Origin of the sequence: Streptomyces sp. NPDC008317 (assembly GCF_042955955.1) — a bacterium.
Lineage (GTDB): Bacteria > Actinomycetota > Actinomycetes > Streptomycetales > Streptomycetaceae > Actinacidiphila.
The window spans coordinates 552674-567377 of record NZ_JBIBFQ010000002.1 but is presented as its reverse complement, the minus strand read 5'-3'; the positions used below and the strand labels follow the sequence as shown (position 1 = coordinate 567377).

13 protein-coding genes are annotated in these 14704 nt (G+C 73.7%); 4 read left to right on the top strand and 9 right to left on the bottom strand.

Features of this window, described 5'->3' with window-relative positions; translation table 11 throughout:
* Nucleotides 1-14: 14 nt before the first annotated feature.
* The 4 genes from ddaH to ACFY9V_RS07510 all read right to left on the bottom strand — a co-directional run bounded on the left by ddaH (nt 15) and on the right by ACFY9V_RS07510 (nt 4390).
* Entirely contained in the window at nt 15-836 is an 822-nt protein-coding gene (gene ddaH / locus ACFY9V_RS07525) for a dimethylargininase (RefSeq protein ID WP_391160056.1), read from the bottom strand.
* A 457-nt stretch (nt 837-1293) separates the two neighbouring features.
* On the bottom strand, nt 1294-2124 hold the full coding sequence (locus tag ACFY9V_RS07520) for a heme ABC transporter ATP-binding protein (RefSeq protein WP_391160055.1): 831 nt from the start codon (nt 2122-2124) through the stop codon (nt 1294-1296).
* Nucleotides 2121-3377 (bottom strand): iron chelate uptake ABC transporter family permease subunit, encoded by a 1257-nt coding sequence (locus tag ACFY9V_RS07515; protein WP_391160053.1) that lies wholly within the window; start codon nt 3375-3377, stop codon nt 2121-2123. The genes ACFY9V_RS07520 and ACFY9V_RS07515 overlap by 4 nt, the downstream gene beginning before the upstream one ends.
* Before the next feature lie 8 nt (nt 3378-3385).
* Nucleotides 3386-4390 carry an ABC transporter substrate-binding protein gene (locus tag ACFY9V_RS07510; RefSeq protein WP_391160052.1) on the bottom strand — a complete coding sequence of 335 codons (1005 nt, stop codon included), beginning with the start codon at nt 4388-4390 and terminating at the stop codon, nt 3386-3388.
* Between the two features lie 664 nt (nt 4391-5054).
* On the opposite strand from ACFY9V_RS07510, the gene ACFY9V_RS07505 reads away from it, so the two are divergent.
* On the top strand, nt 5055-6545 hold the full coding sequence (locus ACFY9V_RS07505) for an HtaA domain-containing protein (RefSeq protein ID WP_391160050.1): 1491 nt from the start codon (nt 5055-5057) through the stop codon (nt 6543-6545).
* 208 nt (nt 6546-6753) lie between these two features.
* Nucleotides 6754-8307, top strand: a complete 1554-nt coding sequence (locus tag ACFY9V_RS07500; protein ID WP_391160049.1) for an HtaA domain-containing protein — start codon at nt 6754-6756, stop codon at nt 8305-8307.
* Nucleotides 8308-8461: 154 nt separating this feature from the next.
* On the opposite strand, the gene ACFY9V_RS07495 is transcribed toward ACFY9V_RS07500, so the two are convergent.
* Complete coding sequence (locus ACFY9V_RS07495) at nt 8462-9160, bottom strand: biliverdin-producing heme oxygenase (protein WP_391044249.1); 699 nt, start codon at nt 9158-9160, stop codon at nt 8462-8464.
* 221 nt (nt 9161-9381) lie between these two features.
* Here ACFY9V_RS07495 and ACFY9V_RS07490 point away from each other — a divergent pair, with 221 nt between their 5' ends.
* Nucleotides 9382-10122 (top strand): bifunctional DNA primase/polymerase, encoded by a 741-nt coding sequence (locus ACFY9V_RS07490; RefSeq protein ID WP_355334526.1) that lies wholly within the window; start codon nt 9382-9384, stop codon nt 10120-10122.
* 65 nt (nt 10123-10187) lie between these two features.
* On the opposite strand, the gene ACFY9V_RS07485 is transcribed toward ACFY9V_RS07490, so the two are convergent.
* Both ACFY9V_RS07485 and map read right to left on the bottom strand, forming a co-directional pair.
* Nucleotides 10188-11162: a hypothetical protein gene (locus tag ACFY9V_RS07485; protein WP_391160047.1), complete on the bottom strand. Its 975-nt coding sequence runs from the start codon at nt 11160-11162 to the stop codon at nt 10188-10190.
* On the bottom strand, nt 11159-12016 hold the full coding sequence (map, locus tag ACFY9V_RS07480) for a type I methionyl aminopeptidase (RefSeq protein ID WP_355334521.1): 858 nt from the start codon (nt 12014-12016) through the stop codon (nt 11159-11161). Before map ends, ACFY9V_RS07485 begins: the two co-directional genes overlap by 4 nt.
* 81 nt (nt 12017-12097) lie before the next feature.
* On the opposite strand from map, the gene ACFY9V_RS07475 reads away from it, so the two are divergent.
* Nucleotides 12098-12355: a hypothetical protein gene (locus ACFY9V_RS07475; protein ID WP_391160044.1), complete on the top strand. Its 258-nt coding sequence runs from the start codon at nt 12098-12100 to the stop codon at nt 12353-12355.
* 25 nt (nt 12356-12380) lie between these two features.
* Here the strand turns inward: ACFY9V_RS07475 and ACFY9V_RS07470 are convergent, their stop codons facing one another.
* Nucleotides 12381-13658: an MFS transporter gene (locus ACFY9V_RS07470; protein WP_391160041.1), complete on the bottom strand. Its 1278-nt coding sequence runs from the start codon at nt 13656-13658 to the stop codon at nt 12381-12383.
* Between the two features lie 409 nt (nt 13659-14067).
* The gene (locus ACFY9V_RS07465) at nt 14068-14670 is read right to left on the bottom strand and encodes a hypothetical protein (protein WP_391160038.1); all 603 of its coding nucleotides are present in this window, start codon (nt 14668-14670) and stop codon (nt 14068-14070) included.
* Nucleotides 14671-14704: the final 34 nt, after the last annotated feature.

Here is a 14704-nt window from a genome sequence, read left to right as displayed (position 1 = left end):
GGGCCACGCGCCGGTCAGCCGACGGCCGGGCGCAGCTCCATCGTGCAGCACTTCACGCTGCCGCCGGCCTTGTGCAGCTCCGACATGTCCACCGGGACCGGCTCGAAGCCCCGGTCGCGCAACGGCCCGAGCAGGCCGGTGGCGGTACGCGGCAGCAGGACGTTGCGGCCGTCGCTGACCGCGTTGAGGCCGAGCGCGGCGGCGTCCTGCGCCGTCGCCAGCAGCGCGTCGGGGAAGAGCCGGGCCAGCACGGCGCGGCTGCCGGGGGAGAAGGCGCCGGGGTAGTACATGATCTCGTCCCGCACGTCGTCGAGCACGGCCAGCGCCGTGTCCAGGTGGTAGTAGCGCGGGTCGGTCAGCTCCAGGCCGATCACCGGACGGCCGAAGAACTCCTGCGCCTCCGAGTGCGACAGCGGGCTGCTCCGGAAGCCCTGGCCCGCCAGGATCCATGTCGCCGTGACCGCGAAGTCGCCCTCCGCCTCGTTGATGTGCACCGGCTCGCGCGGATCGGGAAAGCCGTTGCTCCTGAACCACGCCAGGTGCGCCGGGGCCTCGGCCTCGCGCTCGGGGTTCGCGAACCTCGCGCCCAGCACCTTCCCGTCCACGACGGTCGCGCCGTTCGCCGCGAACACCATGTCCGGCAGGTCCTCCACCGCGTCCAGCAGCTCCACGGTGTGGCCCAGCGCCCGGTACCTGTCGCGCAGGTCCTCCCACTGGAACAGGGCCAGTGCCGGGTCCACCGGCTTCGTCGGGTCCATCCACGGGTTGATCGAGTACGTCACTCGGAAGTGCGCCGGTGGACACATCAGGTACCGGCGGGGTGTCGCAGTGCGCAAAGAGGGCTCCTCGGGGGGTGGTGAAGGGCCGCCTCCGGCGGACGGTCGGCCCCCCGGAGTTCGTACGTACGCCCCGATTCTGCGCCTCCCGCTGGGGTCCCGCACCACCAAGTACCCCAAAGGGTTCCCCCCTTTCCCCCCGTACGGTTCCTTCGCGTCGGGCGGCGAGCCGATCCTTTTAGGGGCGCGGGGAACTGCGCGCTCAGCCATGACGCTCCTGCGGGTCACCACCGGCCCCGGTGGGGCAGTTCGGTTGTCTCCGGACCACCGGCCCGGTGGGGGCTGGCCGCGCAGTTCCCCGCGCCCCTGACGGGGCACCGTCTCTCGTCCGGGCGGTGAGCCGATCCTTTAGGGGCGCGGGGAACTGCGCGACAAGCCACGACGCTCCCGCACGTCACCACCGGTCCCGGTGGGGCAGTTCGGTTGTCTCCGGACCACCGGGCCGGTGGGTGGGGGGTCAGCGGAGGGGGAGGATCAGGGGGGTGCCGCTGCGGGGGTGGGGGAGGACTTCGACGGGGTGGCGGTAGACGGCGGAGAGCCGTTCGGCGGTGAGCACCGCCGCAGGCGAACCGTTGGCGGTGACGCGGCCGGAGGACAGGACGGCGACGCGGTCGGCATGGGCGGCGGCGAGACCGAGGTCGTGGAGGACGACGACGACCCCGCACCCGAGAGCGGCCTGCTCGCGGCAGACGCGCAGGACGAGCTCCTGGTGGTGAAGGTCAAGGGCGGCGGTCGGCTCGTCGAGCAGCAGCAGCGGCGCGCGTTGGGCGAGCACTCGCGCGAGCGCGACGCGGGCCCGCTCGCCGCCCGAGAGCGCGGGATAGGCCCGCTCGGCGAAGCCCGTGACCTCGGTGGCACGCATGGCCGCCGCCACCGCGGCCTCGTCCTCGTGGGCGAGGACGGTCCCGGCCCACGGCGCGCGCCCCATCCGTACGACCTCGTCGGCGGTGAAGGGGAAGGCGAGCGGCGAGGACTGCGGGAGCACGGCCCGGCGCAGGGCGAGCTGCCGGGCGGTCCAGCGGCCGAGGGGCGCGCCGCCGACCCGCACCTCACCGGAGTCGGCGGGCACGTCACCGGCCAGCGCCCCCAGCAGCGTGGACTTGCCCGCGCCATTGGGCCCGACCAGGGCGAGCACTTCGCCCGCGTGGACGGCGACGCCGACCCCGTCGAGCACGGGGCGCCCGCCGAGCCGTACGACCAGGTCGCGGGCCTCGGCCAGGACGTCGCCGGGGGCGGGCGGCGGCGGGAGGGACGTACGGGCGCGGCGTCGTACCGCGAGCGGCCTCATGCCCAACCCCCCTGCCGGCCGCGGGTCCTGCGCAGCAGCCAGAAGAAGAAGGGGCTCCCGACGAGGGCGGTCAGCACGCCCAGCGGCAGCTCCGCGGGCGAGGCGAGCGTACGGGCGGCGAGGTCGGCCGCGACCAGGACGAGCGCGCCGCCGAGCGCGCTGCCCGGCACCAGGAAACGGTGTCCCGGCCCCGCGGCCATCCGCAGCAGATGCGGCACGACGAGCCCGACGAAGGCGACGATCCCCGCGACCGCGACGGCCGCCGCCGTCAGCAGCGCCACGATCAGGATCACCGCGATCCGCATCCGTTCGACGTCCACGCCGAGGTGCTTGGCCTGGCGTTCGCCGAGCGCCAGCAGGTCCAGGCGGCGGGAGAAGAACGGCGCCACGGCGAGACCGGCCAGCGCGCAGGGCAGCACCGCGAGCACCTTCGGCCAGCTCGCCTGGGCCAGTGAACCGAGCTGCCAGAAGGTGATCTGGGTGAGCTGCGAGTTGTCCGCGAAGAAGACGAACAGGCCGATGAGGGCGCCCGCGAAGGCGTTCACCGCGATGCCGGTGAGGACGAGGGTGACGACCTCCGTCCGGCCGCCGGACCGGGACAGGCCGTACACGACGAGGACGGTCAGCAGCCCGGCGACGAAGGCGCACACCGTCACCGACCAGGTGCCCGCGAAGGTCAGGCCGAGCGCGATCGACCCGACGGCGCCCACCGCGGCGCCGGACGAGATCCCGATCACCCCCGGCTCGGCCAGCGGATTCCCGAACACGCCCTGCATCAGCGCCCCCGCGCACCCCAGCGAGCCGCCGACCAGCAGCGCCAGCACGATGCGCGGCAGCCGTACGTCCCACAGCACCGACTCCGCCACCCGGTCCAGCCGGTGGCCCCCGAGGCCGCAGCGGTGCGCCACCGACGCCAGCACGTCCCCCGCCGGAATCCCGTACGCCCCGATCCCGGCCGACACGACGCTCAGCACGACCAGCCCCGCGGCCAGCACCCCGATCAACACGGTCGCCCGGCCACGCCGGTTGGCCTGACGGCCGGTCGGCCGCGGCCCGTCGTCCGCGATCCCCCCGGGCCCGCTCGCTTCCTTGGGCCCCGTGTACGTATGCGCCGCGTCATCGTGCGCCGGTACGGAGTCCGGAGCTCCTGGGCCGACGTCCCGAGCGGGAGCCGCAGTCGTGGTCGGCCGGGTGTCGTCGTCCGTCCCGGCGGGCGCGGTGTGTTCCTCGTTCGGGGAGGCCGTGGTCGTCATGGGCCGGGTCACCGGGCCTTTTGGTGGATGCCGGTGGTGAGCCGGCGCAGGACGGAGTCGGTGCGGGGGCCGAAGTTGAGGAGGGTGCCGTCGTCGATGGCGACGACACGGTGGTCGAGACCGGCGGGGGTCTGGGCGACGCCCGGGACCTTTTCGAGGCCGCTGACCCCGCCGACGGAGTCGAGCCCCTTGGTCATGACGAGGATGACGTCGGGCGCGGCCTTCACCAGGGCCTCGCTGGTGATGGGGGTGAAGTCCTTGTCGAGGCCGGAGGCGGTCCCGGCGTCGACGCCGCCCGCCGCCGCGATGAGGGAGTCGGCGCCGGAGCCGCGCCCGCCGATCAGGTAGACCGACGCGGTGCCGCGCAGGTAGAGGAAGGCGACGCGCGGCTTGTCGGACGTGCTCGGAATCGTCGCGCGGACGGCGTCGATCCGTTGCGCCGTACGCGCGCGCAGCGTGTCACCCGCGGCCTTCACGCCGAGCGCGGCGGCCACGGCGTCGATCCGCGGGCCCACGTCGTCGAGCGAGGTCGCCGTCTTGACGACGACGAGCGGGACGCCCGCGTCGCGGATCTGGCGGATCGCCTCGGCCGGGCCCGTGGTGTCCTCGGCGAGGACGAGGGTGGGGTGCAGGGACAGGACGCCCTCGGCCGAGACGTCGTGGGCGCGGGTCACCACCGGCAGCTTCGCCGCCTGCGCGAAGGTCGCCGTGATGTCGCGCGCGACGACGTTCTTGCCGAGGCCCAGCGTGAAGACGATCTCGGACAGCCCGCCGGTGAGCGGCACGATCCGGTCGGCGGCGGTGACGGTGACCTTCCGGCCGTCCGCCGAGGTGACGGTGGCGGGCAGTACGGGCACGGGCGCCGCACCGGCCAGCGGTTCGATCCGGTCGGCGTCCGCTCCCGCGCTCGACGTCGCCCCCGAACCGCTCGCGGACGGCCCCGCCTTCCCCGCCGAGCCGCCGCACGCGGTGAGCGCGAGCGCCAGCAGCCCGCCGAGCAGCGAGAAGGCCACGCCCCGCGCGGCGCACGCGTTCCGCCGCAGGGAAGCGCGGCGCCGCGAGCGACCGCGCCCCGAGCCGCCGGCTTCCGGGGCGGCCCGGACGGCGGTCGGTGGTGAACCGGCGGGGGACGAAGGCGGGGTTGGTGACGCGGCGAGGTCCGGGGCGACTCGGACGGCGGTCGGCTGTGAACGGGCGGGGGACGAAGGCGGGGTTGGTGACGCGGCGAGGTCCGGGGCGGCCCGGAGGCTGATCGGCTGTGAACGGGCGGGGGACGAAGGCGGGGTTGGTGACGCGGCGAGGTCCGGGGCGGCTCGGACGGCTGTCGGCTGTGGACCGGCGGCCGGTGGGCGGGTGCGTTCCGGCGCGGCGCGGTCGCACAAGTCGGCCTGGGCATGCCTGCGTTGCGGAGTGTCGGCGTCCGGGGCGTCCAGGGAGCGCCCGGCCTGCGAGGCCGTCGTCGGGAAGCCCGCGGCATGCGGCTCGGCATCCGCTCGGTCGGGACGTCGTTCGGAACCTGTTCGCACTGCCAACCCGTCCCTTGCCGTGGTGCCGTCATGTCGTGATGCCGCTGTGCCCGCGCGCCAGCGCGTTCGGCGACGTCGCGGGAGGGTTCCCCGCCGGTCGGTGATTAGCTTAGGTTAGCCTTACCTGAGTTTGCCAGTCCTGGAGGGGTCCATGCCGTTGTTCCGTCATGCCCGCGTGCGCCGTACCGGCGGCCGGGCCGTCTCGCTCACGGCCGTGAGCACCGCGCTGCTCGGCGCGGTCGCGCTGACCGCGCTGACCGCGGTGCTGCCCGCGTCAAGGGCGGACGCCGCGACGAGCCGTACGGTCGCCGGGGGACGGCTGGACTGGGGAATCAAGGCGTCGTTCCAGAGCTATGTCACCGGGCCCATCGCGAAAGGCAGTTGGGCGATGACCGGCGGCGCGGGCACCTTCGGCAGCAACCAGTTCCGTTTCCCTTCGGCGCGGGGCTCGTACGATCCGGGCAGCGGCGCGCTGACCGCCGCCTTCGCGGGCGGCGTCCACTTCCTGGGGCACCGGCAGACCAGCGGCGCCTATCAACTCGACCTCACCATCAGCCGTCCCACCGTCAAGATCTCCGGCGGCCGCGGCACGCTCTACGCCGACATGCGCAGCAAGGACAAGAACACCGGTCGGGTCACCACCACCGCCCAGGTGCCGCTCGCCTCGCTCGCCGTCGGCGGCGTCAACACCCGCGGGGTCACCGGGTCGCAGATCACCCTCAGCGGCATCCCGGCCACCCTCACCTCGCAGGGCGCCCGCGCCTTCGCGGGCTACTACACCACCGGCACCCCGCTGGACCCGGTCAGCCTCTCGGTCGACCTGCGCGCGCCCGCCTCGCCGACCACCGCCCCGCCGCGGACCCCGACCGGCGGCGCGAGCGACAAGGCGTCGGGGAAGCCGACCGCCACCTCGACGGCCGTGCCCGGCACGGTCGTTGACGCCGCCGCCGACTGGGGCGTACGCCGTACCTTCCGCGAGTACGTGACCGGCGACATCGCCAAGGGCCGCTGGACGGTGGCCGACGGCGCGCGGGACGGCGGCGCCCTGTTCCGCTTCGGCGCGGGCCGCGGCACGTACGACGCCTCGCACCACTCGCTGGACGCCCGGTTCGGCGGGACGGTGCGCTTCGTCGGGATGAAGGCGGCGGACGGCACGTACGGGCTCGACCTGTCGATCAGCGCGGTCCGCGTCACGGTCACCGACGGCAAGGGCACGCTGTACGCGGACGGCGAGCCGTTCATCACCTTCGCCGCGCCCGCCGCGCTCGCGCCGAAGAACGGCCTGATCTCCCTGACCGAGGTCCCGACCACGCTGACGGCGCAGGGCGCCAAGGCGTTCAACGGCCTCTACACCGCGGGTACTTCGATGGACCCGCTCACCCTCTCCGTCGCCCTCGACAAGGCGGCGGCCCTGCCCGCGCTGCCCGACATCGGCTCCGACCCCACGGCGTCCGCCACCCCGGCGGCGTCCCCGGCGCCGAGCACCGCACCCGCCGCGCCGCGCACCGAGTCCGCCGCGGACAGCTCGCACGACGGCGCGCCGGTCGGCCTGCTGGCCGGCGGCTCGGCCGCGGTCCTCGCCGCGGCGGCGGTCGTCTTCACCGTCGTACGGCGCAAACGCCGTACCGAAGACGGTGGCTGACGGCGCGTCACCCAGACGTCGGCTGACGGCGCGTCACCTCCCCCCGCACCTCGCACCACCCGCTCGAACCGCAGCACCGCAGGACGCGTACGGCCGCACGCAGCGTGTGGCCGCAGGGTCCGTACGCCCTCCGTACGGCCGCATGCCCGCACTGGGCACCACCGCACCGAGCACCACCTTCCGAGGAACACAAGGAGCACACCACCCCATGACCGCCCGCCTCAGCTCCCGCGCGCTCGCCCTGGCCATAGCCACCGCCACCGCGGGGGCGGCCACCGCCCTGCTGGTCCCGGCGTTCGCCGCCGCCGACTCGCCGTCGTCCCCGGCCGTACCGCTCGCCGGCGGCACCTTCGACTGGGGCGTCAAGCAGTCGTTCCGCTCGTACGTGACCGGCCCCGCGGGGGGCACCATCACCACCGCGGACGGCGCGACCGCCAACTCCAACGGCACCTTCCACTTCACCAACGGCCAAGGCTCGTACGACACGTCGACGCACGGCGTGACCGTCGGCTTCGACGGCAGCGTCGAGTTCGCGTCCACGCTGCACGGCTTCGACATCAAGCTGGCCGACCTCAAGGTCGTCACCGTCGGCACCACGGGCAGGATCACCGCCGACGTGACCGCCGCGGGCAGCACGTCGAACGACGTGGAATTCGCCACGCTCGACCTGTCGAACGTCAGGCCCGGCGGCGGCGCGGGCGGCGCGATGACCTTCAACGGCATCCCGGCCACGCTGACCGCCGACGGGTCGAGCGCCTTCAACGGCATGTACCAGCCCGGTACGGCGCTGGACGCCGCGGACCTGTCCGTCACTCCGGGCGCCGCCCCGACGACGACGCCGCCCACCACCCCGCCGACCACCGCACCGACCACCACCCCGCCGACCACCAACCCGCCGACCGGCGAGCCGACCGGTGAGCCCACGGGCGAGCCGACCGCCACGCCCACCACGACCGCGCCCGGCGGGCCCGCCGCCGTCGTGGACGGCAACCTCGACTGGGGCGTCAAGCAGTCCTTCCGCTCCTACGTCACAGGACCGATCGCCGACGGCAAGGTGGAGCTCACCGACGGCGCCACCGGCACCGCCTCCGGCTACCGCTTCCCCAAGGGCGCCGGCACCTACGACGCCGACACCAAGACCCTCAACGCCTCCTTCTCCGGCGGCGTCCGCTTCCTCGGCCACCTCCAGCAGGGCACGTACGCGCTCGACCTGAAGTTCGGCAACTTCGCGGTGGCCACCAAGGGCGCCACCGGCACCCTCACCGCCGACGTGTCGGCCAAGGACATGGCCTCGGGCAAGGTCACCGACTACAAGGGCATCGCCGTGGCCACCCTGAGCGGTGTCGCGCCGACCGCCGACGGCGACGTCGTCACGGTCTCCGGCGCCTCCGCCGTGCTCACCGAGGACGGCGCGAAGGCGTTCAGCGGCTTCTACAAGGCGGGCGACGCGCTCGACCCGGTGACGGTCGCCGTCTCGCTGGACGACAGCGCCACCCTGCCGACCGGTTCGCCGAGCCCGTCGGCCGGTTCGTCGGGCGGTTCCTCCGACGGCGGTACGACCGGCGGCTCCACCAGCGGCGGTACGACCGGCGGTTCCGGCAGCACGGTCGGCGGCACCGGCAACGACTTCACCACCGACGGCGAGCTGGCCTCCACCGGCTCCGGCACCCCGTCCGCCGCGCTGCTCGCCGCCGCGGGCGCCCTGCTGGTGACCGGCGCCGCCGCGACCGTCACCGTGGCCCGCCGCCGCAACACCGTCTGACGCAACCCCGTCCGACGCGAAGACGCCTGACGCAACCCCGTCTGACGCGGCACCGTCCGCCGCGAAGACCTCAGGCACAGCCGAAAGCCGGGCGGCCCACCGTGAGTTCAGGTGGGCCGCCCGGCTTCGCGGGGGTCGTACGGACAGCGCGCCCTCACGCGGAGAGCGGGAAGGCGTCCCCCAGCTCTCGGAAGACCGCGATGTTCAGCGCGAAGGCGGTCCTGCACTCCTCGACCACCCGCTGCTTCTCCAGGTCGTCGACCGCGAGGCCGTCCAGCAGTTCGCGGTACTCGCGCTTGAAGGCGGCCGGGTTGTCGATGCCCTCGAAGACGTAGAAGCGGACACCGTCGCCCTTGCGGGCGAAGCCCCAGGTCTTCTCCGCGACACCGCGGACGACCTGGCCGCCGGAGAGGTCGCCGAGGTAGCGGGTGTAGTGGTGCGCGACATACCCGGCGGGCCACTCGCGGGCGACCTCGGCCACCCGGGCCGCGTACCGGGCGGTGGCGGGCAGCGCGGTCGCGCGGTCCTTCCAGCCCTCGCCGAGCAGGTGGTCGAGGTCCTGTTCGAGGGAGGCGACGCGCAGCAGCTCGGTGCGGGTGAAGGGCGCGGCCACCGAGTCGTCGGCCAGCAGGTGCGCGCCCTCCTCCAGCGCCCGGTACACGAACCAGAGCTGCTCGGTGTAGCGCGCGTACGCGTCCACGCCGAGCCGCCCGCCGAGCAGGTCGTCCATGAAGGTCGAGTCGTGCGCCTCCTGGTGCTGGGCCCGGGTCGCGGCGCGGATCACGGCGGAGAAGGGGGATGCGGCGGACGGTGCGTCCGGAGTGGCCGACGTGTCCGAAGTGGCCGACGGAATCGACGTGGTCAAAGGAACCTCCTGGTCAAGGCTGTGCGCCGACCTCGATCCTCCCAACTTAGGCTTACCTAAGTCAATAGGTTGCCGACATGATGTCGGAAACGGCCGCCACGGGAACACTTCCACCCCGGGTGGGTGTTCATTCCTGGCAAGAGGGAGGATGTGCTCCACCGTCCGCGTACCGTGGTCCGCGGGACGGGAGTGGCGAGGAAAGGAGCCCGATGGCAGGCAAGAGCAGGGTGTCCGACTGGTTGCGCCGCCGTACGGAGAGCGCTTCGGGCAACAGCCGGGCGGCCAGGGCGGCAGCCGCCGCTGCCGCCGACGACCTGCGCCGTGACGAGCTGATCCAGGCGGCCGTCGCCGCCTCGTATCCCGTCGCACCGGCCGTGCACCCCGAGGGCTTCGGCTGTTCGTGCGACCGGATCGGCTGTCACATCCCCGGTGTGCACCCCGTCTCGCAGGCGTGGCAGACCCAGGCGAGCACCGACCCGCAGCGGGTCGCCCAGTGGCTCAGCGGCCAGCCGCTCGCCAACTTCATCACCGCCACCGGGCTCAACCACGACGTCCTCGACGTCCCCGCGGAAGCGGGCCGCGTCGCGCTGGAACGGCTGACCGCCGACGGCGCCACCATCGGCCCGGTCGCCCTCCAGGGCGAGGACCGGATGCTGTTCTTCACCGCCACCCGCGGCACCCCCGCCGACGAGGACGAGTGGTGGCCCTGCGCCCTCGACTGCAACCCGGAGACCGCCGACGAGCACCCGGGCATCCGCTGGCACTGCCGCGGCAGCTATGTGCTGCTGCCCCCGGCCCGGCTGCCGTCCGGCGGCACGGTCGTCTGGCTCCCCGACCTCGGCCCCGACCTCCCGCTGCCCGACCCGCTCCCCGTCCTCGACATCCTCACCGACGCCTGCGCTCAGTTCGCCTACGAACCCGAGCCGGAACCGGTCGCCCGCACGCGCTGAGCCCGTCCCCGCAGAGCCCGTTTCCGCTGAGGCCCGTCCCCGCAGAACCCGTCCCCGCTGAGTCCCTACGCGCCCGTCGCCGAGACCAGGCCCGCCAGGCGGCTGAGGACGGCCGTTTTCGCGTCCGGTCCCGCGCTGCGGGCGGGGACCGTGGCGGCCTGCTGGGACATGCGGGAGAGGGTGACGGAGGTGCGGGGGGTGCCGGTCATCAGGGCCTTGGTGTCCTGGTCGATGCTGAGTTGGTAGCCCTCGCGGTACGTGGCGCGGGTCTGATGCCGACTGGCGAACAGCACGAGCGCGCCGCCGGACCTGGTACGCAGCGCGACCGGGGTGAAGTCGCCGCCGTCGGCGGGCTGATCGGCGTACTGCGTCACGGAGTTGGCCGTACGCCGGTTCTTGTCGCGCCCGGCCAGCAGCTCGGAGGTCGCCGGACCGTCGGCGAACGCCGGTGCGGCGGGAGCCTGTTGGAGATACGAGGTGTACGCCGTGCTCAACCGGCCCGGCTGCACGAGCAGATCGGTGCCCGCGGCCGGCAACGCCTCGACCAGACCGTCCTTGTCGGTGGCGAGGGCGGGCAGCGCGTCCGGTGCCATGACGGCAAGGAAGGACGCCTTCCACGGGTCGCCCGCGGTGAACCGGCGGAAGACCAGCAGCCACCGCGAGTCGCCGCCGCGGTTGGTCGCGGTGTCCGCCACGAAGAACTTCGGCCAGCCGCGCTGCCTCGGCACCAGGAAGCGCGAGTCGGAGAAGGCCAGTGGCGTGAACGACGCGTTGCCCTCGGGGTGGTTGGCGTGCTTGGCCCGCACCCCCGCCTCGTCGATGGCGCCCAGCGCACCCGACTCGACCTCGGCGATCAGCGACTCGTCGTACGCCTTCGTCGCCGCGTTGTTGACCTTCGCGAAATTCGCCAGCACCTCGGCCGCCTCCGCGGGCCGCACCGACGCGATGTCCGCGCGCTCACCGTGCACGGTGACACAACCGGCCAACGGCACCGCCAGCGCGGTCGCCGCCGCCGCCAGACACAGGCTCCGACGGTTCATGGCAGGGTCAGCACCTCCGCGCCGTCCGCCGTGACCACCAGCGTGTGCTCGAACTGGGCGGTGCGCTTGCGGTCCTTGGTGACCACGGTCCAGCCGTCGTCCCACATGTCGTACTCGTGCGTGCCCAGCGTCAGCATCGGCTCGATGGTGAACGTCATGCCGGGCCGCATCACCGTCGTCGCCCGCGGGTCGTCGTAGTGCGGGATGATCAGCCCCGAGTGGAACGCGGTGTGGATGCCGTGCCCGGTGAAGTCCCGCACCACGCCGTACCCGAAGCGCTTCGCGTACGACTCGATGACCCGGCCGATCACATTGATCTGCCGCCCGGGACGTACCGCCTTGATCGCCCGGTCGAGCGACTCCCGTGTGCGCTCCACCAGCAGCCGCGACTCCTCGGCGACGTCGCCCACGAAGTACGTGGCGTTGCAGTCCCCGTGCACCCCGTGGATGAACGCGGTCACGTCCAGGTTCACGATGTCGCCGTCGCGCAGCACCGTCGAGTCCGGGATGCCGTGGCAGATCACCTCGTTCACCGACGTGCACAGCGACTTGGGGAAGCCGCGGTAGCCCAGGTCAGAGGGGTACGCCTGATGGTCCACCATGTACGCGTGCGCGATCCGGTCCAGCTCGTCGGTCGTCACCCCCGGGGCGATGGCCTTCGCGGCCTCCTCCATCGCGCGCGCCGCGATCCGCGAGGCGGTCCGCATCTTCTCGACCGTCTCCGCGTCCTGCACCTCGGGCCCGGTGTACGGCGCCGGCCCCGGCCTGCCCACGTACTCGGGGCGCGGGATCGAGGCCGGCACGTGCCGGGTGGGGGAGAGCTTGCCGGGAACGAGCAGCGACTGACCAGACATGCCGACGAGTGTATCCGCGCCCGATCGGGGAACATGGCCGCAGGCGGCCACCCGCGGCACCCCCGACCACAGGAGACGATCATGGCGCTGTTCAGGGCGAAGAAGCCGGCCGGAAAGCCCGGCGAATGGTTCTACTGCATCGAGCACCACAAGGTCGAGGAGGGGCCCGAATGCCCCGCCAAGGACCGCTTCGGCCCCTACTCCACCCGCGAGGAGGCGCAGCGGGCGATGGACACCGCCGCCGAGCGCAATCTCCAGTGGGACACCGATCCGAAGTGGCACGACACCGCCGACGGTGACGGCCAGGACGCCGGGAACGACAGGCCGGGGGCCTCCTGACGGAGCAGTCGGGCGGGGCCGGTCGTCAGGACGCGGTCGCGGGTGCCGTTTCCGTACCGCTTTCCGTGCCGCCTTCCGCTCCGCTCTCCGTCTCCGCCGCCGCCGGGTGCTGCCGCGCGTCGTACGACATCAGCTTCGGGAGAGCGGCGGCTAGGGCGACGACCGCCGCCGCGCACGCGACACCGCCGGTCCAGACGGAGGTACGGGCGGTGGTGAGGGCGGCCACGCCGCCGCTGCGGAGCTGACCGAGCTGCGGGCCGACCGAGTACGACAGCAGCTCGATCCCCGCCAGGCGTCCGCGCAGCTCGTCGGGGATCGTCTGATTCCACATCGTGGAGCGGCCGACGCCGCTGATCATGTCGCAGCCGCCCGCCGCCGCCAGGCACAGCAGTACGAGCCAGATCCGGCCGGTCCAGCCCGCCGCGGCCATGGCCAGGCCCCAGCCCACGGCCGCGTACACGACCATCCGGCCGTGCCGGTGGATCCGGGTGGTCCAGCCGCTGGTCAGGCTGACCGCGAGGGAGCCGACCGACCCGGCCGCGTACATCAGGCCCAGCGACCACGGCGCGTGCAGGTCGTCCGCGAGGAACGGGAAGATCGCCGCCGGGTACGCGAAGAACATCGCTGCCAGGTCGATCGCGTACGTGCCGAGGAGTTCCTTGCGGCTCCACGCGTAGCGCGCGCCCTCCGCGATCGAGCGCAGCGACGGCGGTTTCGCGTCGTGCGCGGCCGGTGAACGGCTCAGCCCCAGGCCGAGCGCGACGGAGAGCGCGAAGGTCGCCGCGTCGGCCGCGTACGCCCACGAAAGGCCCGCGTACGCGATCACCAGGCCCGCGACGGACGGGCCCGCGATGGCCCCGACCTGCCAGCGCAGCGCGTTGAGCGCCGCAGCGGCGGCGAGTTGGTCGCGCCGGACGATCCTGGGCACGATCGCGTCCAGGGCGGGCCGCTGGAGTCCCGTCAGCGCGCTCGACAGTGCCGCCACCACGTACAGCGGCCACACCACCGGGTGCGGCACCACCGTGTTGACCAGCAGCCCCAACGCCAGCAGGCCCTGCGCCGCCTCGGTCGCGTTGATCAGCAGCTTCCGGTCCATCGCGTCCGCGAGCGCCCCGCCGTACAGCCCGAACACGATCAGCGGCACCAGCTCCACCGCGCCGATCGCTCCCACCGCGACGGCCGAGCCCGTCAGCTCCTTGATCTGCACCGGCAGGGCCACGAACGTCAGGAAGCTTCCGAACGTCGTGATGGCTCCCGCCAGCCACATTCGCCGGAAGTCCGCCGAGGTGCGCCACGGCGTCATGTCGGGGAGCAACGCCCTCTTCCGCTTCCGCGGGGGTGGGGGGTCATCGGTCACGGTCACTGTCACGTAGGGCGATGCTCCCCGGCCCGGCCTCCCCCCGCAAAGCCTTTTTCCCCCCGCCCGACCCGCCCCCCACCGGGCCGGTGGCCCGGCGACAACCGAATTGCCCCGCCGGGGCGGGTGGTGTCGTGCGGGAGCGTTCCCGGCGCTCCGGAAAGGTCGGCTCGCCGTCCGGCCGAAAGTGGGTACGCCCCGTCAGGGGCGCGGGGAACTGCGCGGCCCGCCCCCACCGGCCGGTGGTCCGGCGACAACCGAATTGCCCCGCCGGGGCGGGTGGTGACGTGCGGGAGCGCGGGCCGCCCCCACCGGCCGGTGGTGAGGTGCGGGAGGGCTTGTGAACGGGGTGGGGTTACCAGCGGGGAGGAGGGGTGGAGAGGTGGTCGGCCAGGCGGGAGAGGGGGTCGCGGAAAGGGGGGCGGCGAGGGGCCGTGGCCTCACCCGCAGCGGAGCTGACAAGGTGCTGGAGGACGTCGAGGGAGAGCGCGGGCGCGTCGGGCGAGGGCAGGCTCAGGACGTCGTGGGCGAGGCCGTCGAAAGGGTGCCCCTCCGCGGAAGCGGACAGGGCGAGGACGGTGGCGCCGGAGCGCCTGGCGTCGTGGACGCGTTCGAGGATGCCGGCCCCCGGCCGGTCGGGGGCGACGAGCAGCACGGTCTCGCCGCGCCCGGCGGCGGCCAGCCGCCGCAGACCGACGGCGAGATGCGGCGGCGCGCCCGGCGGCACGCGGAACCGCAGGAGCGTGGGGGAGAGTTCGGGCACCCCGCTCCAGGCGGCCTCGTCGTCGAGGTGCGCGGCGAGATGCCACGGCTCGTACGCGTCGGTGCCGACGAGCAACAGCGGTCCCGGCCCGCGCTGGACCGCGGTTCTGAGCGTCCCGCCGAAGGCGCGGGCGGCGCGCGGCCACTCCGTTCCGGCGAGCACTTCGCGCAGCAGCGCGACCCGTACGGCGTCCATGGCACGGCATCCTTGCGCCCCCGGAGTGATCCGC

What these genes read in the sequence shown, in the direction of transcription:
- ACFY9V_RS07520 (WP_391160055.1), bottom strand. Translation starts at nt 2,124, where the DNA reads ATGAGGCCGCTCGCGGTACGACGCCGCGCCCGTACGTCCCTCCCGCCG.
- ACFY9V_RS07515 (WP_391160053.1), bottom strand. Translation starts at nt 3,377, where the DNA reads ATGACGACCACGGCCTCCCCGAACGAGGAACACACCGCGCCCGCCGGG.
- ACFY9V_RS07505 (WP_391160050.1), top strand. Translation starts at nt 5,055, where the DNA reads ATGCCGTTGTTCCGTCATGCCCGCGTGCGCCGTACCGGCGGCCGGGCC.
- ACFY9V_RS07500 (WP_391160049.1), top strand. Translation starts at nt 6,754, where the DNA reads ATGACCGCCCGCCTCAGCTCCCGCGCGCTCGCCCTGGCCATAGCCACC.
- ACFY9V_RS07490 (WP_355334526.1), top strand. Translation starts at nt 9,382, where the DNA reads ATGGCAGGCAAGAGCAGGGTGTCCGACTGGTTGCGCCGCCGTACGGAG.
- ACFY9V_RS07485 (WP_391160047.1), bottom strand. Translation starts at nt 11,162, where the DNA reads ATGAACCGTCGGAGCCTGTGTCTGGCGGCGGCGGCGACCGCGCTGGCG.
- map (WP_355334521.1), bottom strand. Translation starts at nt 12,016, where the DNA reads ATGTCTGGTCAGTCGCTGCTCGTTCCCGGCAAGCTCTCCCCCACCCGG.
- ACFY9V_RS07475 (WP_391160044.1), top strand. Translation starts at nt 12,098, where the DNA reads ATGGCGCTGTTCAGGGCGAAGAAGCCGGCCGGAAAGCCCGGCGAATGG.
- ACFY9V_RS07470 (WP_391160041.1), bottom strand. Translation starts at nt 13,658, where the DNA reads ATGACGCCGTGGCGCACCTCGGCGGACTTCCGGCGAATGTGGCTGGCG.
- ACFY9V_RS07465 (WP_391160038.1), bottom strand. Translation starts at nt 14,670, where the DNA reads ATGGACGCCGTACGGGTCGCGCTGCTGCGCGAAGTGCTCGCCGGAACG.